Source organism: Sphingomonas sp. 3-13AW (assembly GCF_049311085.1).
Lineage (GTDB): Bacteria > Pseudomonadota > Alphaproteobacteria > Sphingomonadales > Sphingomonadaceae > Sphingomonas.
Window position 1 is genome coordinate 1 of the sequence record NZ_JASNVZ010000018.1, and the last position, 21115, is coordinate 21115.

The 21115-nt window shown below is 69.9% G+C and carries 21 protein-coding genes and 1 pseudogene; 11 read left to right on the forward strand and 11 right to left on the reverse strand.

What is annotated here, in order from left to right:
- Both QP045_RS15975 and gspD read left to right on the forward strand, forming a co-directional pair.
- A pseudogene (locus QP045_RS15975) lies at positions 1-288 on the forward strand (signaling protein); the annotation flags it as partial.
- Between the two features lie 11 nt (positions 289-299).
- A complete protein-coding gene (gene gspD, locus QP045_RS15980) occupies positions 300-2360 on the forward strand; it encodes a type II secretion system secretin GspD (protein WP_422515991.1) in 2061 nt (686 codons plus the stop codon).
- Here the strand turns inward: gspD and QP045_RS15985 are convergent.
- The 7 genes from QP045_RS15985 to QP045_RS16015 form a co-directional block, all read right to left on the reverse strand.
- Positions 2354-2773: a hypothetical protein gene (locus QP045_RS15985; RefSeq protein ID WP_422515992.1), complete on the reverse strand. Its 420-nt coding sequence runs from the start codon at positions 2771-2773 to the stop codon at positions 2354-2356. The two genes, gspD and QP045_RS15985, sit on opposite strands and share 7 nt — an antisense overlap.
- A complete protein-coding gene (locus tag QP045_RS15990; protein ID WP_422515993.1) occupies positions 2761-3228 on the reverse strand; it encodes a hypothetical protein in 468 nt (155 codons plus the stop codon). Before QP045_RS15990 ends, QP045_RS15985 begins: the two co-directional genes overlap by 13 nt.
- On the reverse strand, positions 3225-3809 hold the full coding sequence (locus tag QP045_RS15995; RefSeq protein ID WP_422515994.1) for a hypothetical protein: 585 nt from the start codon (positions 3807-3809) through the stop codon (positions 3225-3227). Before QP045_RS15995 ends, QP045_RS15990 begins: the two co-directional genes overlap by 4 nt.
- A 54-nt stretch (positions 3810-3863) precedes the next feature.
- Complete coding sequence (locus tag QP045_RS16000) at positions 3864-4202, reverse strand: hypothetical protein (RefSeq protein WP_422515995.1); 339 nt, start codon at positions 4200-4202, stop codon at positions 3864-3866.
- Between the two features lie 92 nt (positions 4203-4294).
- Positions 4295-5608, reverse strand: a complete 1314-nt coding sequence (locus QP045_RS16005) for an amidohydrolase family protein (RefSeq protein ID WP_422515996.1) — start codon at positions 5606-5608, stop codon at positions 4295-4297.
- Complete coding sequence (locus QP045_RS16010) at positions 5605-7047, reverse strand: amidohydrolase (RefSeq protein ID WP_422516049.1); 1443 nt, start codon at positions 7045-7047, stop codon at positions 5605-5607. Before QP045_RS16010 ends, QP045_RS16005 begins: the two co-directional genes overlap by 4 nt.
- A 50-nt stretch (positions 7048-7097) precedes the next feature.
- A complete protein-coding gene (locus QP045_RS16015; protein WP_422515997.1) occupies positions 7098-7940 on the reverse strand; it encodes a hypothetical protein in 843 nt (280 codons plus the stop codon).
- Between the two features lie 88 nt (positions 7941-8028).
- Between QP045_RS16015 and QP045_RS16020 the strand changes: the two genes are divergently transcribed.
- From QP045_RS16020 to tal, 9 genes are all read left to right on the forward strand, one after another.
- A complete protein-coding gene (locus tag QP045_RS16020) occupies positions 8029-8691 on the forward strand; it encodes a DUF4129 domain-containing protein (protein ID WP_422515998.1) in 663 nt (220 codons plus the stop codon).
- A complete protein-coding gene (locus tag QP045_RS16025) occupies positions 8688-9914 on the forward strand; it encodes a DUF4350 domain-containing protein (RefSeq protein WP_422515999.1) in 1227 nt (408 codons plus the stop codon). The genes QP045_RS16020 and QP045_RS16025 overlap by 4 nt, the downstream gene beginning before the upstream one ends.
- Positions 9911-10867 (forward strand): AAA family ATPase, encoded by a 957-nt coding sequence (locus QP045_RS16030; protein WP_422516000.1) that lies wholly within the window; start codon positions 9911-9913, stop codon positions 10865-10867. The genes QP045_RS16025 and QP045_RS16030 overlap by 4 nt, the downstream gene beginning before the upstream one ends.
- Positions 10864-12135, forward strand: coding sequence for a DUF58 domain-containing protein (locus QP045_RS16035; RefSeq protein WP_422516001.1), 1272 nt, complete (start codon positions 10864-10866; stop codon positions 12133-12135). The genes QP045_RS16030 and QP045_RS16035 overlap by 4 nt, the downstream gene beginning before the upstream one ends.
- On the forward strand, positions 12132-13127 hold the full coding sequence (locus QP045_RS16040) for a stage II sporulation protein M (protein WP_422516002.1): 996 nt from the start codon (positions 12132-12134) through the stop codon (positions 13125-13127). The genes QP045_RS16035 and QP045_RS16040 overlap by 4 nt, the downstream gene beginning before the upstream one ends.
- A complete protein-coding gene (locus QP045_RS16045; RefSeq protein WP_422516003.1) occupies positions 13111-13986 on the forward strand; it encodes an RDD family protein in 876 nt (291 codons plus the stop codon). Before QP045_RS16040 ends, QP045_RS16045 begins: the two co-directional genes overlap by 17 nt.
- A 15-nt stretch (positions 13987-14001) precedes the next feature.
- Positions 14002-14505 carry a GNAT family N-acetyltransferase gene (locus QP045_RS16050; RefSeq protein WP_422516004.1) on the forward strand — a complete coding sequence of 168 codons (504 nt, stop codon included), beginning with the start codon at positions 14002-14004 and terminating at the stop codon, positions 14503-14505.
- Between the two features lie 50 nt (positions 14506-14555).
- On the forward strand, positions 14556-15635 hold the full coding sequence (gene dinB, locus QP045_RS16055) for a DNA polymerase IV (RefSeq protein WP_422516005.1): 1080 nt from the start codon (positions 14556-14558) through the stop codon (positions 15633-15635).
- 114 nt (positions 15636-15749) lie between these two features.
- Positions 15750-16871, forward strand: a complete 1122-nt coding sequence (gene tal, locus QP045_RS16060; protein WP_422516050.1) for a transaldolase — start codon at positions 15750-15752, stop codon at positions 16869-16871.
- A gap of 94 nt (positions 16872-16965) precedes the next feature.
- Here the strand turns inward: tal and QP045_RS16065 are convergent, their stop codons facing one another.
- From QP045_RS16065 to QP045_RS16080, 4 genes are all read right to left on the reverse strand, one after another.
- Positions 16966-18384, reverse strand: coding sequence for an amino acid permease (locus tag QP045_RS16065; RefSeq protein WP_422516006.1), 1419 nt, complete (start codon positions 18382-18384; stop codon positions 16966-16968).
- A gap of 27 nt (positions 18385-18411) precedes the next feature.
- Positions 18412-19068, reverse strand: coding sequence for a GntR family transcriptional regulator (locus tag QP045_RS16070; protein ID WP_422516007.1), 657 nt, complete (start codon positions 19066-19068; stop codon positions 18412-18414).
- Positions 19069-19129: 61 nt separating this feature from the next.
- Positions 19130-20128 (reverse strand): 4-hydroxyproline epimerase, encoded by a 999-nt coding sequence (locus QP045_RS16075; RefSeq protein WP_422516008.1) that lies wholly within the window; start codon positions 20126-20128, stop codon positions 19130-19132.
- Positions 20129-20141: 13 nt separating this feature from the next.
- Positions 20142-21053, reverse strand: a complete 912-nt coding sequence (locus QP045_RS16080) for a dihydrodipicolinate synthase family protein (RefSeq protein ID WP_422516009.1) — start codon at positions 21051-21053, stop codon at positions 20142-20144.
- Positions 21054-21115 lie beyond the last annotated feature (62 nt).

Below are 21115 nucleotides of genomic sequence, written 5' to 3' on the forward strand. Positions count from 1 at the left end.
GGGGGCGCCGGCACTACCGCGCCGCCGCCCCCCTCCCCGACACCGCGGCCCGACGCCAGCGCGTTGATCGACCAGCTCGATGCGACCCAGGTGCCCGGCGGCTATGCGATCGGCGACAATGCGCCGCCGGGTTTCCGCCCCGGTGACGTCGTCCAGTCGATCAACGGCACTGCCCTGACCGATGCGGCCGCCGCGAACGCTGCGCTGGCGAACGCAGGCAACGGTCCAGCGCAAATCACCATCCTGCGTGACGGCAATCCGATTACCGTCACCGTACCGATCCGTTAGGGCAGACCATCGTGCCGCATCCCATCCGAACTCCGCTTCTTGCGCTCTGCCTGGCCGCGACCGCGTTCCAGCCGCTGGCGGCCCAGACCCCGCCCGCCGGGGACATCGTCGTCAACATGCGCGGGGTGGAGATCGCCGATGTCGCCGAACAGATCAGCCGGCTGACCGGACGCACGCTGATCCTGGACCCGACCGTGAAGGGCCAGGTGACGGTCACCTCGGCCGAGCCGCTGTCGCCGGCGGGCGTGTGGGAGCTGTTCCAGTCGGTGCTGCGCGCCAACGGCTTTGCCGCGGTCCGCTCCGCCGGCGCCTGGCGGATCGTGCCGGCTGCCAACGCGGTGCGGGACGGCGGCGCCCGCAGTGGCGGCGGACAGGCGCTGGTGACACGCATGGTGCGGCTGGCCAACGTCCCCTCCGCCGATGTCGCACGAGTGGTGCGCCCGCTGATCGCGAGCTTCGGCAGCGTGGAGCCCTTGTCCGCCCCCAACGCGATCGTGATCACCGACTATGCCGACAATGTCGCCCGGGTGGAGGCGCTGGCGCGCTCGCTGGATGGCGGGGGCGGATCGAGCTTTGCAACCATCGCCCTGCAGAACGGCAACGCCAGCGAGGTTGCGCAGGCGATGCAGGGCGTGCTGGGCGACGCGGGATCGGGGACCGGCGCGCGCGTCGCGGCAGATGCCCGCAGCAACACGATCGTGGTGCGGGGCACGCCGGCCGCGGTGGCGGAGGCGCGGCGGATGGCGCAGGCGCTCGACGCGCCGGGCGGCGCCACGCCGATGACGCGCGTCTTCCGCCTCAACCATGCCGATGCCGAGGCGGTGACCGAGGTGCTGCGCGGCCTGCTGGGGCAGGAAGGCAGCGCCGCCAATCCCGTGGCCCGCAGCCTGTCGACCCGCTCGCGCGCGGGCGGCGGCCCGCAGAGCCCGACCGCGGCGCTGTCGAGCCTCATCAACCGCAACACCGCCTCCCAGGTCGCGGAATCCGGCAGCACCACCAGCGGCCTGTCGGGCAGTGCCGGCGGCGGAATGATGGGCGAGGAGACGGCGACGCCGCAGGGCTTCGTCACGCCCGAGCTGACGGTGCAGCCCGCGCCCGACATCAACGCGCTGGTCGTGCGCGGCACCCCCGCGGCAGTCGCGCAGATCGAACGGCTGATCCCCGACCTGGACGTGCGCCGCCCGCAGGTGCTGATCGAGGCGGCGATCGCGGAAATCGTCGGCGACGATGCCGAACGGCTGGCGATCCAGATCGGCGCCGGGGGCGCGGCGCTGACCTCGGTCACCGGCGGCGGCACCTCGTTCAACACCCCTGGCGGCCTGCCGTCGCTCGGCGGGATCCTGCAGACCCTGGGCGTGCCGGCGGGCGCGTTCCTGGGCAACGGCCTCAGCGCCAACATCGGCTTCGGCAACGACTTCTCGATCCTGGTGCAGGCGCTCGGCACCTCGTCCAAGGCGAACCTGCTGTCGACGCCGCAGCTCACCACGCTCGACAACAAGATGGGCGAGATCGTGGTGGCGCAGGAAGTGCCGTTCGTGACGGGATCGATCCTGACCGGCACCGCCGACGCCCGGCCCTATACCTCGATCGAGCGCCGCGACGTCGGCATCACCCTGCGCGTCATTCCGCGCATCAACGCGGGCGACACCATCCGGCTTGAGGTGGCGCAGGAAGCCTCGTCGATCTCCCCGACCCAGCTTCAGCAAGCCGCCGACATCATCACCAACAAGCGGTCGATCACCACGACCGTGCTGGCGGAAAACGGGCAGACGATCGTGCTCGGCGGCCTCACCGCCGACGACTATGCGCGGCTCAAGAGCCAGGTGCCGATCCTGGGCGACATCCCGGTGCTGGGCGAATTGTTCAAGAGCCGCCAGGAATCCCGGACCAAGCGCACCCTGTTCATCTTCCTGAAGCCGACGATCCTGCGCGACGGCGCGAGCGCCGCGACGGAAACCCAGGCGCGCTATGACCGGCTGCGCGGCGATGAGGTGCAGCTGAGCGAGAAGCGCAGCCTGTTGCTCGATCCGCCCAGGCCGCGGCTGTCGGTCGAGATCGACGGGATTTACTGAGCGGCGTCCTCGCCGGGCATCGGCACCCGCGCGCGCTGGTTGCCGCGGGTGAAATAGGCGGCATCGGCGGCAAGCGATTCCAGCCGCCAACCGTCGACGCTTTCGCCGGGGCCGAGCGTGCGCGTGCTGCCGTCGGCGGTGCGAACCAGCGCCACCGCATCGTGCATCAGCCGCCCGACGACCCCGACCAGCACCGGCGCGTCCGCGACCGCCGGCGTGGCTTCGGCGCTGGCGGCGAACACCGGGCGGGTGAAGGCTGCGGCCAGCGGCGGCGCTTCCCGGGGGGCCCCAAGCGGTGGTTCCCCTTGCGCGGGCGCCGCTGCGGGCACCGGCGCGCGCAGCAGCAGCGCGGGCATGGCAGCGGCAACCAGCGCTGCCGGCAGCAGCAGCCAGCGGGGGTCTAGCTGCGCCACGGCGTCACCAGTCGTGCGTCGAGCCGGACGCTGCCGCCCTCCCCGGCTTCCACCCGCCAGCGGGCGAAGCGGGCGAGCGGACGGGCACGCTCGGTGCGGTCGGCAAAGGCGAGCACCGCCTTTTCGGGACCGGATACGCGCAGGTCGAGCGCGACCAGCCCGGGGGCGGTGGAATCGGCGGGGGCGATGGTCTCGATCAGCAGGCCGCCGGCGGTTGCAGCCGCGCGCAGCTGCCCGGCGAGCCTGCGGGTGGCCGCAGCACGGTCGGGCGCGGCCAGCGCCAGTTCGGGGGCGACCACCGGGGACGGCGCCGGGGCCTGCAACGCGGTTGCGAGCCGGTCGCGCGTCGCGCGCGCGTCCGCCAGCCGATCGAGCGAACGCGCCATCGGGATGCACAGCCCGGCAGCGATCAGCAGGCCCGCCACCACCGCCGCCGCCCAGATGCGCGCCGTCATTGCGGGCGGCCGCGCAGGGTCACGCGCATCACGGCGTCGCCGCGCTGCTGGCCCGCGTCCTGCAGCTGCGACAACGCCGGCTCGCGGCGGAGCGCATCGCGCAGGGCGTCAGGATCGGCGGTGAGGATGGTCGCCTCGATCGTGCCCTCGCCGTCGCTTGCGATGCTCGCGAGGCGATCGTCCCCCGGTAGCGTCGCGGCGAACCGGTCGATGATGGTGCCCAGCGTCCCCCGGCCGAGCAGCGGTTCCCAGCCGGCGCGCGTGGCTGCATCGGCGCGGGCGGCGGCGAGCAGCGGTTCGGCGGCAGGCGCAAGCGCGGCGATCTCTGCTCGCGCACGATGGCCGAGGATCTCGGCGCCCGCCCAGGTGAACGCGGGCCCGGCCGCGATCAGCAGCACCAGCCCGACCAGCCAGGGCCGGTCGGAGCGGATTTCCTGCGGGGCCTCGCGAGGCTCGACAGCAACAGGAAGCTCGTCCGCCTTGCGCGCGACCGGCGCCGCCGGCCGCTTCGCACGCGCTGCCGAGAGCGCGCGCCCGACCAGGCTCGGCGAGGGTTCGGCAGGGGGCGGCGGCGGGGCCATGGATCGCGCCCTAGCCGCGCCGCCGCCTCAAGTCACTCGGTCGAACGGCCGCGCTTACTTGCGCGTCATGCTGGTGACCTGGGCCATGCCATCGGGGGTGAAGGCGATGATGTGCTTCGACCCGTCGGTGCAGGTGGCGGTCCAGGTCGCCTTGCCGTCGGTCGAACGCTCGGAGCTGGTCACGCCCTGGCACGGCAGGCCGGCGTCGCGGATCGCGCGGATGAAGACGCCGTTGCGCTGCCCTTCCGAAAGCGCCGCCACCTTGGCATCGAGCTGCTCGGTCGCCTCGGCCGTTGCGCTGTTCTCGGCGGCGGTGGGCTCCGGCTCCTTCTTGCCGCCACAGGCAGTGAGCGCCAGGGCGAGCACGGGGACGATCAGGGTCGAATAGCGCATCGGAAAAACACCTCCTCTGATGCCGCCGCTCGGCGGCCTGTCTGAACAAAACGCCGGCCGCCCGCGTGGTTCCCCCCACGCGGGCGAGCGGGTCAGTATTGATAGGCCTTGGGCAACGCGCCTTCGACCGGATCGAGATAGCGGTCGCGCAGCCGCTGCTGGCGGGTGACGAGCGGCTGCTCGACCCCGTCGACGAACACCTGGGTCGGCATCGAACCGATCTCGAGCGGATCGCCGTCCCAGATCACCACGTCGCCGCGGCGACCGGCGCGCAGCGATCCGAACTCACCGTCCATGCCCAGTGCCTCGGCCGGCTTGGAACTGATCGCGGCAAAGGCGCTGCCCCAGTCCAGTCCTGCCGCACCCGGGATGCGGCCCAGCGCCACGAGGTTGCCGGCATATTGCTTCACCAGCCGTGCCTGACGCGCCTCGTCATTGTTGATCATGCCGATCCCGACCGTGACGCCCGCCGCCTTCATGCGGCCGATGTTCGACTGGGTGGCGGCAAGTTGTTCGAACGAGGACGGCAGGTCGGCGAGTGCGCTCGCGATCACCGGCACGCGCGCGGCGGCGATGTCGCCGGCGACCGTCCAGCCCTCGGTCGCGCCCACCAGCACCAGCTTGAGCGTGCCGAGCTCGCGCTTGAGGTCGAGCAACGCGCGGATATCCGACGCGCGTTCGACATGGGCGAGAAGCGGCATCCGCCCCTCGATCACCGGCACCAGCGCCTGCGCGTCCAGACGGGTGAGCAGCGCGTCCTTGCCGCGATCGGCAAAGCTCGCGGGGTTGCGGGCATATTCGCGCGCCTCGAACAGCGCGTTGCGCAGCATCGCAAAGGCCGCCGGACGGCTGCCGCCAGCAGCGCGCGCGCCGGTTTCGCCCCATTCCATGAACTGGAAGGCGCGCGGGCGGGTGACCGCGTCCATGTCGGCGCCCAGGTCGATGACGGCGCCCTGGCCGGCAAAGATCGAGCCGCCGTTATCGGGTGCCACCACCGCGCGGGTCACGCCCTCTGCGCGGTTGAGCCCGATCGCGGTCGTGCGCGGGTTGACCGCGGGCGCGATGTCGAGCGCGGCATTGAACACCGAGTTGTTGGCGCTGGCGTCATTGGTGCCGCGAACCGCGTCCACCTCGACAATGCCCATGCGGGTGAAGCCGGCGAAGATGCCGGGCGTCACCCATTTGCCGCCGGCATCGATCGTGCGCATGCCCGCCGGCACCGCGACGCCGGGGCCGGCGGCGACGACGCGGCCGTCGCGCACCACCACCGTACCGCCGTCGACCGGCCCGGCACCGTCGCCCACGACCAGCCGGGCATTGGTGATCGCGACCGTCTGGGCGCAAGCGGGAAGCGTCGCCGCACCGGCGAGCAGCGCGGCCGCCGTGGAAAGGATCAGGCGCTTCACTTCACATCCCCCTCGCCGGGCTGGCCCAGCTCGAAATCGGAAACCGGCCGCAGCCGCTTGTTCGTCGCGTCAAACAGCAGGGCGCCGTCGACCCACACTTTTTCGGGGCGGGTGTAGACGCTGAACGGATCGCCGTTCCACAGCACCACGTCGGCCATCTTGCCGGGCTTGAGGCTGCCGGTGACCTGGTCGATGCCAAGCGCACGGGCGGGCCCGATCGCGAGCCAGGTCCAGGCGTGCTCCGGCGTGACCGGAATGCCGGCACGGCGGGCAGAGCCCATCACCTTGGCGACTTCCTGGTTCAGGCGCTGGATGCCGTTCTCGTCGTCCGAATGGATCATCGCGCAGGCGCCGGCGCGGTCGAGGATGGCGAGGTTCTCGCCGACCGCGTCATAGGCCTCCATCTTGAAGCCCCACCAGTCGGCCCAGACGGCCGCGCAGGTGTTGTTCGCCCTCAGCAGGTCGGCGATCTTATAGGCTTCGACCGCGTGGTGAAACGCGGTGACCTTGTAGCCGAACTCCTTGGCCATATCGAGGACGACGGCCATCTCGTCGGCGCGGTAGCAGTGGTTGTGGACGAGGATCTCGCCGTCCAGCACGCCGCGCAGCGTGTCCATGGCGATGTCGCGATCGGGGGCGTCGCCGCCCTCCTCTTCATATTTGTCCCACTTGCGATCATAGGCGCGGGCCTTGGCCCAGGTCGCGCGATCGACCGCGACATTGCCCATGCGGGTCGAGGGCGCCCGGCCCTTGCCGCCATAGACGCGCTTCGGGTTTTCGCCGCACGCCATCTTGAGGCCATAGGGCGCGGCCGGGAACTTCATCCCCTGCATGGTGCGGGCATAGACGTTCTTGACCGTGACCGAGCGGCCGCCGAACAGGTTGGCGGAGCCGGGCAGGATCTGCAGCGTGGTGACGCCGCCGTTGGCAAGCGCACGGCCAAAGCCCGGGTCCTGCGGCCATACGCTGTGCTCGGCCCAGACCTCCGCGGTCACCGGCGCGCTCATCTCGTTGCCGTCGGAATGCGCCTCGACACCGGGCGAGGGATAGTCGCCCAGGTGGCTGTGGACGTCGATCACGCCCGGCGTCACCCATTTGCCGGTGCCGTCGATCACCGTCACGCCCTCTGCCGGGGCGATCGACTGGGCGACCTCGACGATCTTGCCGTCGCGGAACAGCACCGCGCCGCGATCGATCCGGCCCCCCTCGCCATCATAGATGGTGACGTTGGTGAGGAGCGTCGGCTGGCCCGGATAGGCGCGATAGGTCGAGGGATAGGGATCGTGGTTATAGCCCTTGCCCGCGCCCGGTGCCTTATCACCCTTCTTGGCGCCTTTCTTGGCGTCGCCCTTCTTGGCGGCGGTGGACCGTTCGCCGGCGGACTGTGCCCGCGTCCCATCGGCCGCGCAGGCGGCGAGCCCCCCGGCCGCGGCCAGCATCAGCAACGTTCGTAGCAAGCCTGTTCTCCGTTTCAGTCGAATGCGGGCGGTCACGCGAACACCGCCTCCAGATCCTCACCCGGCAGCCCTTCGCGTTCGGACTTGAGCTGGTGGTAGATGGCCGCAAGCCCCGCCGCGCCCATCGCCCCGGTGAGGGTGGCGACCAGCGTCTGGACGACGATGCTGCCGATCCAGGCGGCGCTCGTCTGGCTGGCAAGGGCAAAGCTCTGGCCCATGCCGCCGAACAGCGACCAGGCCACGAACACGATCGCGAACAACAGCAGCAGCCGCCAGCGCGCACCCCGCATGAGCACGCCGCTGCGCGAGAAGCTGGCGAAAATGCCGGGCCGCTCGGCGACCAGCACCGGCAGCACGATCGCCCAGGTCAGCATCAGCACCAGCCCGGGGATGATGAGGAGCATCAATCCAAAGCCGACGCCCAGCCACAGCAGCAGCCGCACGGCCATCGCAGGCAAGAGCAGCCGGATGCCGTTGGCGAGCGCCGGCCCGAACCGGGGCGGGCGGCCCGCAAGCACATCAAGGGCGAGCGCGATCATCACCACCTGCCCCAGCGTGCCGACCAGCAGGCTGGCAAGCCAGCCGACGCCGATCGCGGTCAGGACCTGTTCGGTCGGCATGGTGAAGAATTCGGCGCCGCCGCCGCTGATGCCGAGCAAGCCCAGCCCCGCGACCGGCAGCCCGACCGTCACGAAACTGGTGGCCAGCATCGGCAGCCGCGCGGCCGCCACAGTCGCAAAGCTCTGCGAGATGACCTCGATGATGCGAAAGCGCCAGGGATGGCGACGCGCCTCGGCCCGGGCGGCGAAGATGAGGCCGGCAATCACCAGAAACGGCAGCGCAAGCAGCACCACCAACATCAACATCAACGCCATTCTAAACCGTCCCCCGCCGGTCCCAAGCCTAGGCGAAAAGCGTTGCGTGTAAATCGGCGATTTGCTCCAACGGCGCGCAGGGGGACGAATGACGGCACGCGCATCCATGGAGGCCGCATCGGCGACACCGCCGCCCGACCCCGCGCGCGTGGCCGAGGCGCACCGCGCCATCCTGGCCGACAAGAGCATCCAGTTCGACCTGCCGATGCGCCAGGCCGAGCCGCGCGAGCTCCCGGACTGGCTGAAGGCGCTGGCCCAAGCGGTCGACCGCTTCGTGCGCTGGGTCGGCGATGGCTGGGGCGTGATCGGCTGGATCGCCATCGCGGTGGTCGTCGCCGTGCTGCTGTTCGCGCTGGTGCCGGGCTTGCGCAACTGGCTGCTGGCGATGCTGCGCCGCGGCCGCAGCGATGCCGCCGAGGAGCCGCAATGGGCGCCGACCGAGCATCAGGCCCGCGCGCTGCTGGAAGAAGCCGACGCGCTGGCGGCTGCGGCCCGCTATGACGAGGCGGTGCACCTGATCCTGTTCCGCAGCATCGACGACATCGCCGCCTGGCGCGGCGAACTGGTGCGCCCCTCCTTCACCAGCCGCGACATCGCGCAGGCCGAAGGGCTGCCGGGCGAAGCGCGCGGCCTGTTCGTCCGGATCGTGGCCGCGGTCGAGCGCAGCTGGTTCGGCGGACGCGCGCTGGGCCCAGGCGACTGGGAAGCGGCGCGCGCGGATTACGCCCGGTTCGCGCTCAAGACCGCATGAGCGCCACGCCCGAGCCCTTTGCGCGGCGCACCGCGATCATGCTGGTGGTGGCCGGCACGCTGCTGGCGCTGGCGGCGATCCTGCTCAACGGCTTTTCCGACGTGCTGTCGCGCCAGCTGGGTTCGCTGCCGGCGGCGGACGAGAAGCATGGCGCCGGCTTCTACGCGCTGCGCCAGCTGGTCGACCGCACCGGCGGTGGCGGATCGCTGGTGGTGGACGCCGATGACCTTGTGGCGATGCCCGAGCTGGCGGTGCTGACCCCGGACGTGGACACGAAACCGGAAGATCTCCGCCGGATCGTCGAAGCGCGTGAAGGCGCTGCTGCCGGGGATCGCGGCGACGAGGAAGGCGGCGCCTATCCGACGCTGATCATCCTCCCCAAGTGGAAGGTGGCAGCGCTGCCGCTGCGGACGAACCGGGTCGAGCGGGTGGGCTATGCAAATCCGGCAGCGGTCCTGCACCTCCTCCCCGCTAAAGACATCAGCTTCACCTTCGCCAAGGACCCGAAGACATTGCGCGCGCCGGGGTGGAAGCTCCGGCCATTCCTGGTCCCCAGGGAGGTCCAACTCGTTGAGGGCAAGGGGCTGGTGCCGATCCTGCGCAACGCCGACGGCGCCGCCGTGCTGGCGCGGCTGCGCGACAGCAACACCTATGTGCTGTCCGACCCGGACCTCCTCAACAATGCGGCGCTTAAACACCCGGAGAACGCCCAGGCCGCCATCGCGCTGCTGGTGGCGCTCGATCCGGAATATGCGGGGGCGGCCGTGTTCGACGCCTCTCTCCATTACCGGCCGGGCGACCGCAACCTAGTCAAGTTGCTCTTCACGCCGCCGTTCCTGGCCGCGACCCTGGCGATGCTCGCCGCCGCGGTGCTGGCGGGGCTTGCGACCGCGGTCCGGTTCGGGCCGGTGCTGCGCGAGCGGCGGGCGGTGGCGCTGGGCAAGGCGGCGCTGATTGACAATATCGCAGCCCTCACCCGCCTGTCCGGCCGCACGCTGTCGGCGGGCGCCCGCTATGCCGACATGGCGCGCGAGGGGCTGGTGCGCAACATGGACCTGCCGCGCGACCTCGACCCGGCCGGCGTGCTCGAGCGGCTCGACCGGCTGGGCGACCGCCCGGCACCCTATTCGCAGATCGACTATCGCCTCCGCACCGCCCGCACCGAAGCGGAGCTGGTGGCGGCGGCCCGACAACTCCACGCATGGAAGGAAGCACTGGCATGACGCTCGAAGAGGTCCGGTCGCTCGGACAGGCGATCGACCGCGAGATCGCAAAGGCCGTGGTCGATCAGGGGCCGGTGGTGCGCTTCCTGGCGATCGCGCTGTTTTCCGCCGGCCATGTGCTGCTGGAAGGGCCGCCGGGCACCGCCAAGACGCTGCTGGCACAAAGCTTCGCCCGCTCGCTGAGCCTCGACTTCGGGCGCATCCAGTTCACCCCCGACCTGATGCCCGGCGACATCATCGGCGCGAACCTGTTCAACTTCCAGACCTCCAGCTTCGCGCTCACCAAGGGGCCGGTGTTCTGTGAGCTGCTGCTGGCCGACGAGATCAACCGCACCCCGCCCAAGACCCAGGCGGCGCTGCTGGAGGCGATGCAGGAGCGCGCGATCACCACCGACGGGCGCACCGAGCGGCTGTCGGACCGCTTCACCGTGATCGCGACCCAGAACCCGATCGAGCAGCAGGGCGTCTACCCCCTGCCCGAGGCGCAGCTCGACCGTTTCCTGTTCAAGCTGTCGATCGGCTGGCCCTCCGACGCGGCCGAGCGCGCGATCGTCGCCCAATATGGCAACCGCACCGGCACCCCGCGCCCGGAGGACTCCGGCGTGCAGCCGGTCGCGGGCGCGGCAGAGATCGCGGCCGCCATCGCCGCGGTGTCGGAGGTGCGGCTGGTCGATCCGGTGATCGACTATATCGTGCGGCTGGTGCGCGCGACCCGCGAGCATCCCGATATCGCAAGCGGCGCCTCCCCGCGCGCCGCGTCGGCGATGGCGGCGGCAGCGCGCGCGGCGGCGGCGCTGGAGGGGCGCGATTATGTCATCCCCGACGACGTGAAGCTGCTCGCCCCGGCGCTGCTGCGCCACCGCCTGATCCTGTCGCCCGCGGCCGAGATCGACGGGCGGCGGATCGACGATGTCGTGACCGGCCTGATCGACGCGACCGAGGCGCCGCGTTGATCTATCCCACCCAGCGCGCGGTGTGGCTGGTCGCTGGGGCGGCCCCGGTGGCGCTTGCCATCGGCATCGTCGCGCCCGGCGCCTGGGTGGCCGTCCTCGGCTGGGTGGTGTTGATGGTGGTGCTGGTTGCGGTCGACGCGCTGCTGGCGCCGCCGCTCGGCAGTGCCCGGCTGTCGGTCGCGACCCCGGCGGCGATCCATGTCGGCGAGACGTTCGACCTCGCCCCGCGGCTGGAGCAGGGCGAACGCGCGCTGCAAGCCGCCTTTGCCGCCGAGATCACCGGCCCGCTGGAGCGCGAGGGGCCGCGCACCAGCACGCGGTTCCGTGCCGTCCGGCGCGGGCGTGCGGTGGTGGAAGCGCTGTGGGCGCGCCATGCCGGGCCGATGGGCCTCGCCTGGCGCCAGACGCGCCGGCCGGGGGGCCAGTCGATCGCCATCATGCCCGACATCCGCCCCGTCCGCGACGAGGGGATGCGCCAGTATCTCAACAGCCAGCACACTGGCCTTCGCATGCGGCGCGACAGCGGCGATGGGCAGGAATTCCAGGTGCTGACCGACTTCCAGCCCGGCATGGAGCGGCGCGCCATCGACTGGAAGGCGTCGGCGAAGCACGCGTCGCTGCTCGCCCGCGAGTATCAGACCGAGCGCGACAATGCGGTGGTGTTCGCGGTCGACGCCGGGCGCGCGATGAGCGACCCGGTCGGCGGCGTGCCCCGCATCGACCGCGCCGTTTCGGCCGCGCTGCTCGGGGCCTTTGTGGCGCTGAAATCGGGCGACCGGGTGCGGCTCTATTCCTTTGCCGCACGGCCGCAGGTGGATTCGGGGACGCTGTCGGGCACGCGCGGCTTTGCCCGCCTCCACCATGCCGCCGCCGACATCGACTATGGCACCGACGAGAGCAATTACACGCTGTCGCTGGTGACGCTGGACGCGCGGCTGGAGCGGCGGTCGCTGGTGGTGCTTTTCACGGAGTTCACCGATCCCACCAGCGCGGAGCTGATGCTCGCCGCCGCCCAGCGCATGCTCAAGCGCCACCGGCTGCTGTTCGTGCTGTTCCGCGACGCCGAGCTGGAGGGGATCCAGGATGCCGAACCGCAGGAGGCCGATGATGTCGTGCGCGCAACCGTGGCCCATGCGCTGCTGCGCGAACGGCGCATCGTCATCGAACGGCTGCGACGGATGGGCGTGGACGTGATCGAGGCCCCGGCCGAGGCGATGGCGCTCAAGCTGGTCGAACGCTACCTGCGCCACCGGGAGCGAGTGGCATGAACGCGCCGCTGTTCGCCAGCCGCCATTTCCGGGCCGAGCGCGAGGCCGACTGGGCCCGGCTGGAGGCGCTGCTCGACCTGGTCGAGAACAAGAGTCCCAAGCGCCTGTCCGAAGAAGACCTGTTCGAGCTGCCGCGCCTGTATCGCGCCACCCTGTCGGCGCTGTCGGTGGCGCGCGAGACGTCGCTCGACGCCTCGCTGGTCGCCTATCTCGAGCGGCTGTCGACCCGCGCCTATTTCGTCCTCTACGGCTGTCGCGCACCCTGGGGCCGGCAGATCGCCGACTTCTTTGCGCGCGGCCTGCCGCAGGCGGTGCGGAGCCTGTGGCCAGAGATCCTGGTGGCGGCGCTCCTCACGCTGCTGAGCGCGGTCGCCGCCTATGCGCTGGTGCGCGGCGAGCCCGGCTGGTTCGGCGCGATCCTGTCGCCCGAAATGGCCAACGGCCGCGACATGAACGCCTCGACCGAGTTCCTGCGCAAGTCGCTCTACGACAAGCCCGACGACGGCGGCCTGGAAGTGTTCGCGGCCTATCTGTTCACCCATAATGCGCAGGTCTCGTTCCTGTGCTTCGCGCTGGGCTTCGCGCTCGGCATCCCGACCCTAATCCTGCTGGTGCAGAATGGCGCCATGCTGGGCGCGTTGTTCGCGGTCTATGCGCCGCATGGCCTGGCACCCGGGCTGTTCGGCTGGCTGATGATCCACGGATCGACCGAGCTGAGCGCGATCGTGCTGGCGGCGGCGGCCGGCCTGCGGATCGGCCGCGCGATCGCCTTTCCCGGGGAGCGGGGGCGCATCGCCGCGGCGGGGGTGGCGGGCGGTGCCGCCGCCACGGTGATGCTGGGCGTGGTGCTGATGCTGCTGGTCGCCGGCCTGCTGGAAGGGTTCGCCCGCCAGCTCGTGACCAGCGACAGCGCCCGCTATGCGATCGCGGGCGGGATGTTTGCGCTGTGGGTCGCCTACTTCACCCTCGCTGGCCGTGCGCGCCGTGGCTAGGCGCGCGCCCCTCTCGCTCGGCCGCGCGCTGGTGACGCCGGAGGGCGTGACCCTCCACGTGCGGCTTGGCAGCGCCGGCGCGCGCGCGGCCGCGCTCACTGTCGATCTGCTGATCATGCTGGCGGTGCTGGTCGGCTTCACGCTGCTGGTGGTGCTGCTCTCCCGGACGACGGAGACCAGGACCCAGCCGCTGCTGATGGTGGTGTGGCTGCTCGGCTTTTTCCTGCTGCGCAACTTCTACTTCGTCGCGTTCGAGGCGGGCGGGCGCGCCGCGACCCCGGGCAAGCGGCTGCAGCGGCTGCGCGTGGTGGCGCGAGACGGCGGCCGCCTGACGCCAGCCGCCGTGTTGGCGCGCAACCTGATGCGCGAGGTCGAGCTGTTCCTGCCGCTAAGCTTCCTGCCCTTTGCCTTTGCGGAAGGGACGATCGACGGCTGGGTCGGCTATCTCGCGCTCGGCTGGGCGTGCCTGTTCCTGTTCTTCCTCCTGTTCAACCGCGACCGGATGCGCGCCGGCGACCTGGTGGCCGGCACCTGGGTGGTAGAGAACGAGCGGCGGCAGATCGGCGTGGAACTGCTCGATCCGGCCGCGCTCGAAGGGGATCGCTATCGCTTCACCCCGGAAGAGCTCGCCGCCTATGGCACGTTCGAGCTGCACAAGCTGGAGGAGGTGCTGCGCCGCGACGACCGGCACGACCAGTTCATGGTCGCGCGCACCATCCGCACCAAGCTCGGCCGCGATCCCGACGAGGGCTATGACCGCGAGTTCCTGGAGGCCTATTATGCGGCGCTGCGGCTGGAGCTCGAACGCAAGTTGCTGTTCGGCACGCGCAAGAAGGACAAGCACGACCGGGCGGCATGAGGGGCACGAAGCGTGATGATCGAGACCGAACGACTGATCCTCTCCCGGCCCATGCTGGCGGACTTTGAGGCCGGCCATGCCGTGTTCGGCAATGAGCGGGTGACCACCTATCTCGGCGGGCCGATGGGGCGGGAGGATAGTTGGAAGAACCTGCTGCGGAACATCGGCCATTGGTCGGCCTTCGGCTATGGCATCTTCACGGTGCGCGAGAAACAGGGCGGGCGCCTCGTCGGCCAAGCCGGCCTCGCCCATTTCGAGCGCGGCTTCGGCGAGGCGTTCGATCCCCATCCCGAGGCGGCCTGGATCATCGCTGCCGATGCCCAGGGCAAGGGCTATGCGACCGAAGCGGTGCAGGCCGCCCACGGCTGGCTTGCAGCGCAGCGCGGGGCTGAACGCACCGTGTGCCTGATCCACCCGGACAACCAGCCGTCGCAGGGCGTCGCGGCAAAGCTCGGCTACCAGCGCTTCGGCGAGGTGCGCCATCGCGACGCACCGGGCGTAATGTTCGCACGGGAATGACGAACAGCGGGTGACAGACCGCGACTTTGTTCCTATCCTGTTCCCGTGCCATGACCCGCAAGATCATCCATGTCGACATGGACGCGTTTTTCGCGTCGGTGGAGCAGCGCGATGCGCCGGAACTGCGCGGGCGCCCCGTGGCGGTGGGCGGATCGGGCGGGCGCGGCGTGGTCGCCGCCGCCAGCTATGAAGCGCGTCGGTTCGGCGTGCGCTCTGCGATGCCGTCCGCGCGGGCGATCCGGCAATGCCCGGAACTGGTGTTCGTGCGGCCGCGCTTCGACGTCTATCGCGCGGTGTCGCAGCAGATTCGCGCGATCTTCCACAGCTACACGCCGCTGGTCGAGCCGCTGTCGCTGGACGAGGCGTACCTCGACGTAACCGAGAACCTCGCCGGCCTCTCCTCCGCGACGGAGACCGCGTTGGAAATCCGCCGCCGCATCCGCGAGGAAACCGGGCTCACCGCCTCTGCCGGCATCTCCTACAACAAGTTCCTGGCCAAGCTCGCCTCCGACGCCAACAAGCCCGACGGGCAATGCGTGATCCCGCCGGGCGCGGGCGAGGCGTTCGTCGCCGGGCTGGAGGTCGGGCGCTTCCACGGCATCGGCCCGCGCACTGCCGAGAAGATGGCGGGGCTGGGCATCCACACCGGCGCCGACCTGCGCGCGCGCGAACTGCCCTGGCTGCGCGCCCATTTCGGCAAGTCGGGCGAATGGTATTACCGCGTCGCCCGCGGCCAGGACGACCGCGCCGTGACCCCGGACCGGGTGCGCAAGTCGTCGGGCTCGGAAACCACCTACGCCACCAACCTCACCACGCCAGAGGCCGTCGAGGACGGCGTGCGCGCGATGGCCGACGACGTCTGGGAATGGTGCGAACGCACCCGCAATTCCGGCCGCACGGTGACGATCAAGATCCGCTTCGCCGACTTCCGCACCCTGACCCGCAGCCGCAGCCTGGCCGAGCCGGTCGGCGATCGCGAGACCCTGCACGCCGTGGCGGTGGACCTGGTCCGCGGCCTCTATCCGCTGCCGATGGGGGTGCGACTGCTGGGCGTAACCCTCTCCAACCTCGCCCCCCTGCCCGACCCCGCGACCCCCGGCGTCCAGATGGCCTTGGACCTGCCGCGATGACGGACGATTGCTGTTGCATGGGAAAGAACGCGTGAGTCGATTTTTCCTGCCGGTGCCGTCATAGCGCTACCAAAGCCGGGCTCTGGGATCCGGCGCATGCTGAAAGGACAGGTAATGGGGCTGCTCAACGATCTCGGCGCCAAGGGCACCGCACCGTGGCTCGACTTCGTCGACCGCAAGTTCCTGGAGGCTGGCGGGCTCGAAAAGCTCGTCGCCGAGGACGGGCTGACCGGTGTCACTTCGAACCCCGCCATCTTTGAAAAGGCGATGGGCTATGGCGACGCCTATGACGCGACGCTGGCGGCCTATGACGCTGCCCATCCCGGTGCCGCGACCATCGACCGCTACGAGCATCTGGCGATCCAGGACATCAAGGCGGCGGCCGACACGCTGCGCCCGGTCTACGACCGCACCGATGCCAAGGACGGCTATGTCAGCCTGGAAGTGTCGCCCTATATCGCCGACGACACGGACGCGACCATTGCCGAGGCGCAGAAGCTGTGGGCCGCGGTCGACCGCCCGAACCTGATGATCAAGATCCCGGGCACGCCGGCGGGCGCCCCGGCGATCGCGGCGACCATCGCCGCGGGCATCAACGTCAACGTCACGCTGCTGTTCTCGCTGGAGGCGTATCAGCGCGTGGCCGAGGCGCATGTCGCGGGGCTGGAGCAGCGCGCGGCGCAGGGCCTGCCGATCGACCGCATCGCCGGCGTCGCAAGCTTCTTCGTCAGCCGCATCGACGCGGTGATGGACAAGGCCATCGACACCCGCGTTGCAGCGGGCGATCCCGAGGCGGACGCGCTGAAGGCGCTGCGCGGCAAGATCGCGATCGCCAATGCCAAGGCTGCCTATGCCTGGTACCTGGACTTCATCGCGAGCGACCGCTGGCAGGCACTCGCCGCCAAGGGCGCGCAGCCGCAGCGACTGTTGTGGGCGTCGACCGGCACCAAGGATCCGGCCTATCCCGACACGCTCTACGTCGACGCGCTGATCGGCGCCGACACCGTCAACACCATGCCGCCCAAGACCATGGACGCGTTCCGTGAGCGCGGCGTCGTCGCCGACACGCTCACCGCCGACCTGGACGGCGCGCGCCACGTGCTGGCTGAAGCCGATCGCCTGGGCCTGGACCTGGACGGCGTCACCCAGCGGCTGGTCGAAGACGGCGTCGCGCAGTTCGTAAAGGCGTTCGACGACCTGCTCGGCGCGATCGCCAAGAAGCACCCGGCAGCCTGAAACGACGAACGGGAGGTGCGGCATCCCGCACCTCCCGCACGAACCCGGCGCAATGCCGGATACCTGGGCGCGGCGCCGGAGCGCCGCGCAGGCTTCAGGCGCCCGCCGCCGCCGGTTCGCGCGCGTCGCTGTGGCGACGGCCATAGGCGAAGTAGATCACCAGCCCCACGACGTTCCACAGGAAGAAGCGGACCATCGTCGAGGTCGGCAGGCTGACGAACAGATAGATGCAGCCCAGGATCGCGAGCGTCCCGACCACATAGGGGGCCGGGCAGCGGAACAGCCGCGGCAGATCCGGGAAGCGGCGGCGCAGGATCATCAGGCACGCCCCCACCGAGATGAAGGCGACCAGCGTGCCCGCATTGGCGAGTTCCGCGATCTCGTCGAGGCGGAAGAAGCCGGCAACCGCTGCCACCGAAACGCCCGTCACCACCGTGATCAGCGTCGGCGCACCCGTGCGCGGGCTGACCTTGGCAAGGCCGCGCGGCAACAGGCCGTCGCGCGCCATCACGAAGAAGATGCGGCTCTGCCCGTACATCATCACCAGGATCACCGACGGCAGCGCGACGACAGCGGCGAGCGCGATCAGGTGCGCAGCAACCGGCTGTTGCAGCGACCGCAGCACCAGCGCCAGCGGCTCCGGCGAGTTGGCGAGCGCGGTGTAGGGAAGCGCACCGACGGCTGCCACCGCGACCGCCATGTAGATGATCGTGCACACCAGCATCGACCCGACGATGCCGATGGTGAGGTCGCGGCCCGGGTTCTTAGCCTCTTCGGCAGAGGTTGCCACCGCGTCGAAGCCGTAAAAGGCGAAGAACACGATCGCGGCTGCGGCCATGACGCCGCGCTTCTCGCCCATCACCTCGGTGCTGCCAAAGCCATAGGGCATGAACGGCTGGAGGTTATCGGCCTGGAAGGCGGGGAGCGCAAAGGCGACGAAGACGCTGAGCGCGACGAGCTTGATGATGACCAGGATGATGTTGAGCGTCGCACTCTCGCGCGTGCCAGCGATCAGCATGCCCATCACCGACAGCGCGACCACGACCGCGGGCAGGTTGATGATGCCGCCCGCATGGGGCCCCACCAGCAGCTCCTGCGGCAGGGTGACGCCCGCTGCCTGGATCCAGCCGACGAGATAGCCGGACCAGCCGACCGCGACGGTCGAGCAGGCCAGCGAATATTCGAGGATCAGGCTCCAGCCGACGATCCAGGCGATCTTCTCGCCCATCGCGGTGTAGCTGAAGGTATAGGCGCTGCCCGCGGCCGGGATCAGCGTCGCCATCTCTGCATAGGCGAGCGCGGCGCAGGCGCAGACCGCACCGGCAATCGCAAAGGCGAGGATCACGGCGGGCCCCGCCCGCTCGGCGCCGACCCCGGTCAGCGTATAGATGCCGGTGCCGACGATGGCGCCGACCCCCAGCGCGATCAGGTGCGGCCAGCTCAACGTCTTGGCGAGCTGGTGCGCCTCTTGATGACTGCTCATCGTGTGGATCGATTTACGCGGGCCGAACATCGGCTTCCCCCCCAGTTTTTCGTAAGTTCAGCCCGCCGGCTCCGTTCCGAATTCGGCGCGAAGATCGTCGAGCGTTGCCTGAATATGCGCGGCGAGCAGCCTTTCCACCGTCGCGCCGTCGCCCGCAAGCCAGGCGTCGAGCAGGTCGCGATGTTCGAGGTGCGCGCGATGCTCACGCCCGGCCGGCTTGAGGTGCGCGATCACATAGCGTTCGGAGAGCACGGTCAGCCGCTCGACCAGCTGCGTCGTCAGCACGCGACCGCTCGGGCGCACGAGCGCGGTATGAAAGGTGCGGTTGCAGCTGGCGACGCTCGCAAGGTTGTTGCTCGCCGCGCTGTCGAGCGCCTCGAACGCCTCGAGGGTCGCGGCGCGGTCGTTCTCGTCGGCGTTCGCGGCGCCCAGGGCCGCGGCCGGCGGCTCCAGCAGCAGCCGCAGCTCGAACAGTTCCTCCGCTTCGGCGGTAGACATCGGCCGCACGAAGTAACCGCGGTTCGCCTGGCTGGTGAGCAGCCCTTCCTGCTCCAGCCGCGCCAGCGCCTCGCGCAGCGGAATCTTGCTGACCCCCAGTTCGTTCGCCAGCGCGTCTTGCCGGATCGGGACATTGCGCGGAAGCATCCCGGTGATGACTCGTTCGCGGATAATCTCGAATACTTGTTCGGAAAGCGTTCGAACAACAATACTCATCGGCGGAAAACCTCCGGAAGGGCGTGCAGTGCCCGCCGCCAGATTACTGCGAGCGCCAAGGTCACTTGACCTGAAAACCCTTCCAGAAAGGATCGGTTCGATCAATCCAGATTGTATTGAAGCCGGTTGCAACTGCCGAACCCTCGATCGAGGGGATGATCGCCGGCTGGTCGCCGATCTTCGTCGCGGCCTCTACGCGGCCGATGAAACGGCTACCGATGTAGCTTTCGTGCACGAAACGCTCGCCCTCCTGCAGCCGCCCCTGGGACGCCAGATGCGCGAGACGGGCCGAGGTTCCCGTGCCGCACGGGCTGCGGTCGATCGCGCGATCGCCATAGAATACCGCGTTGCGGCCGTCGGCGCCGTCGCCGCGCGGCTTGTCCGCCCACAGGATGTGGCTGACGCCGCGGATCGTCGGGTCGAGCGGATGGACCGGCTCGAACTTCTCGCGGATCGCCTCGCGCAGCCGACCGCTGAGTTCGACCAGCCGCGACGCGCCGAGGTCGTCGAGCCCGGTATAGGCCCCCTGCGGCTCGACGATGGCATAATAGTTGCCGCCATAGGACACGTCGACGCTGAGCGGCCCCAGCCCCTCCAGCTCGACCTGGATGCCGGTCGCCGCGACATAGGCGGGGACGTTGGTGATGCGCACCGACGTCACCTTGTCGCCCTCGGTCGCATAGGCGATATCGATCACCCCGGCCGGCACCTCGATGCGCAGCTTGCCCGGCGTGGCCGGCTGGATCAGGCCGTGTTCCAGGCCAAAGGTGACCATGCCGATGGTGCCGTGGCCGCACATCGGCAGGCAGCCCGAGGTCTCGATGAACAGGATGCCGATATCGGTATCGGCCTGGGTCGGCGGATAGAGGAACCCGCCCGACATCATGTCATGCCCGCGCGGTTCGAAGCACAGGCCTGTGCGGATCCAGTCAAAGCGGGCCAGGAAATCCTGGCGCCGCTCCGACATGGAAGCCCCCTTCAGCAGCGGCGCACCACCCGCGACGAGGCGGACCGGGTTGCCGGCGGTATGGCCGTCGATACAGAAGAAGGTGTGCCGCATGGATGTTCTCGCGTCAGGCTGCCTTTGCGATGTCGAGCGTCGGGCGGGTCGCTGCGGCCTTTTCGACCATCGCGATCACCTCTGCACGGCGTTCGCCGGTCAGGACCTGGCGCGGCGGGAGCACGCGCTCCGACCCGCGGCCCATGACCTGCTCGGCGAGCTTGATCGTCTGCACCAGGTCATGCTCCGCGTCGAGATGAAGCAGCGGCATGAACCAGCGATAGATCTCGAGCGCCTTGGCATGGTCGCCGCGCTCGAACGCGCGCACCAGCTCGACGGACTCGCGCGGGAAGGCGTTGGTGAGGCCCGACACCCAGCCCTTGGCACCCAGGAACAGGCCCTCGAGCGCCACGTCGTCGAGGCCCGCGAACAGCACGAAGCGGTCGCCGAACTCGTTGCGGAAATCGGTGAAGCGGCGCGTGTCGGGGGCCGATTCCTTGACCGCGACGATGTTCTTCACGTCGTCGAGCGCCGCGAGCACGCCGCGGTCGATCACAGTGCGATAGGCCGGCGGGTTGTTGTAGAGCATGATCGGCAGCGAGACGGATTCCGCGATCGCGCGGAAATGCGCCATCAGCTCTTCGGCCTTGGGCACATAGACCATCGGCGGGAGGACCATCAGGCCGTCGGCACCGATCTTCTCGGCCGCCTGGGCATAGCGGACCGCGCGCCGCTGATCATATTCGGACACGCCCGTCAGAACCGGCACCCGGCCTGCGACCGCCTCGACAATGGCGGTGAGAACCTGCTGCTTTTCCTCGAACATCAGCGAGTTGTTTTCGCCGACGGTGCCAAGCGCGATTACCCCGGTGACGCCGTCGCGGATAAGGTCGTCTACTACCCGCTGGGTCTCGGCGAGGTCGATCGTCAGATCTTCCCGCAGCTGCGTCGTTACGGCGGGGAAGACACCCTTCCAGTCGACCATGTTCGAACCACTTTCTTCTCGTTGCGTACATATACCGTATACGATAGGGATCCAGCCATCGC

Excerpts from the sequence above, each read along its gene's own strand:
- QP045_RS16015 (WP_422515997.1), bottom strand. The coding sequence starts at position 7,940 with ATGGCGTTGATGTTGATGTTGGTGGTGCTGCTTGCGCTGCCGTTTCTG.
- QP045_RS15995 (WP_422515994.1), bottom strand. The coding sequence starts at position 3,809 with ATGGCCCCGCCGCCGCCCCCTGCCGAACCCTCGCCGAGCCTGGTCGGG.
- QP045_RS16010 (WP_422516049.1), bottom strand. The coding sequence starts at position 7,047 with ATGCTGGCCGCGGCCGGGGGGCTCGCCGCCTGCGCGGCCGATGGGACG.
- QP045_RS16075 (WP_422516008.1), bottom strand. The coding sequence starts at position 20,128 with ATGCGGCACACCTTCTTCTGTATCGACGGCCATACCGCCGGCAACCCG.
- QP045_RS16065 (WP_422516006.1), bottom strand. The coding sequence starts at position 18,384 with ATGTTCGGCCCGCGTAAATCGATCCACACGATGAGCAGTCATCAAGAG.
- QP045_RS15990 (WP_422515993.1), bottom strand. The coding sequence starts at position 3,228 with ATGACGGCGCGCATCTGGGCGGCGGCGGTGGTGGCGGGCCTGCTGATC.
- QP045_RS16080 (WP_422516009.1), bottom strand. The coding sequence starts at position 21,053 with ATGGTCGACTGGAAGGGTGTCTTCCCCGCCGTAACGACGCAGCTGCGG.
- QP045_RS16030 (WP_422516000.1), top strand. The coding sequence starts at position 9,911 with ATGACGCTCGAAGAGGTCCGGTCGCTCGGACAGGCGATCGACCGCGAG.
- tal (WP_422516050.1), top strand. The coding sequence starts at position 15,750 with ATGGGGCTGCTCAACGATCTCGGCGCCAAGGGCACCGCACCGTGGCTC.
- QP045_RS16000 (WP_422515995.1), bottom strand. The coding sequence starts at position 4,202 with ATGCGCTATTCGACCCTGATCGTCCCCGTGCTCGCCCTGGCGCTCACT.
- QP045_RS16070 (WP_422516007.1), bottom strand. The coding sequence starts at position 19,068 with ATGAGTATTGTTGTTCGAACGCTTTCCGAACAAGTATTCGAGATTATC.
- QP045_RS16020 (WP_422515998.1), top strand. The coding sequence starts at position 8,029 with ATGACGGCACGCGCATCCATGGAGGCCGCATCGGCGACACCGCCGCCC.
- QP045_RS16025 (WP_422515999.1), top strand. The coding sequence starts at position 8,688 with ATGAGCGCCACGCCCGAGCCCTTTGCGCGGCGCACCGCGATCATGCTG.
- QP045_RS16040 (WP_422516002.1), top strand. The coding sequence starts at position 12,132 with ATGAACGCGCCGCTGTTCGCCAGCCGCCATTTCCGGGCCGAGCGCGAG.
- dinB (WP_422516005.1), top strand. The coding sequence starts at position 14,556 with ATGACCCGCAAGATCATCCATGTCGACATGGACGCGTTTTTCGCGTCG.
- QP045_RS16050 (WP_422516004.1), top strand. The coding sequence starts at position 14,002 with ATGATCGAGACCGAACGACTGATCCTCTCCCGGCCCATGCTGGCGGAC.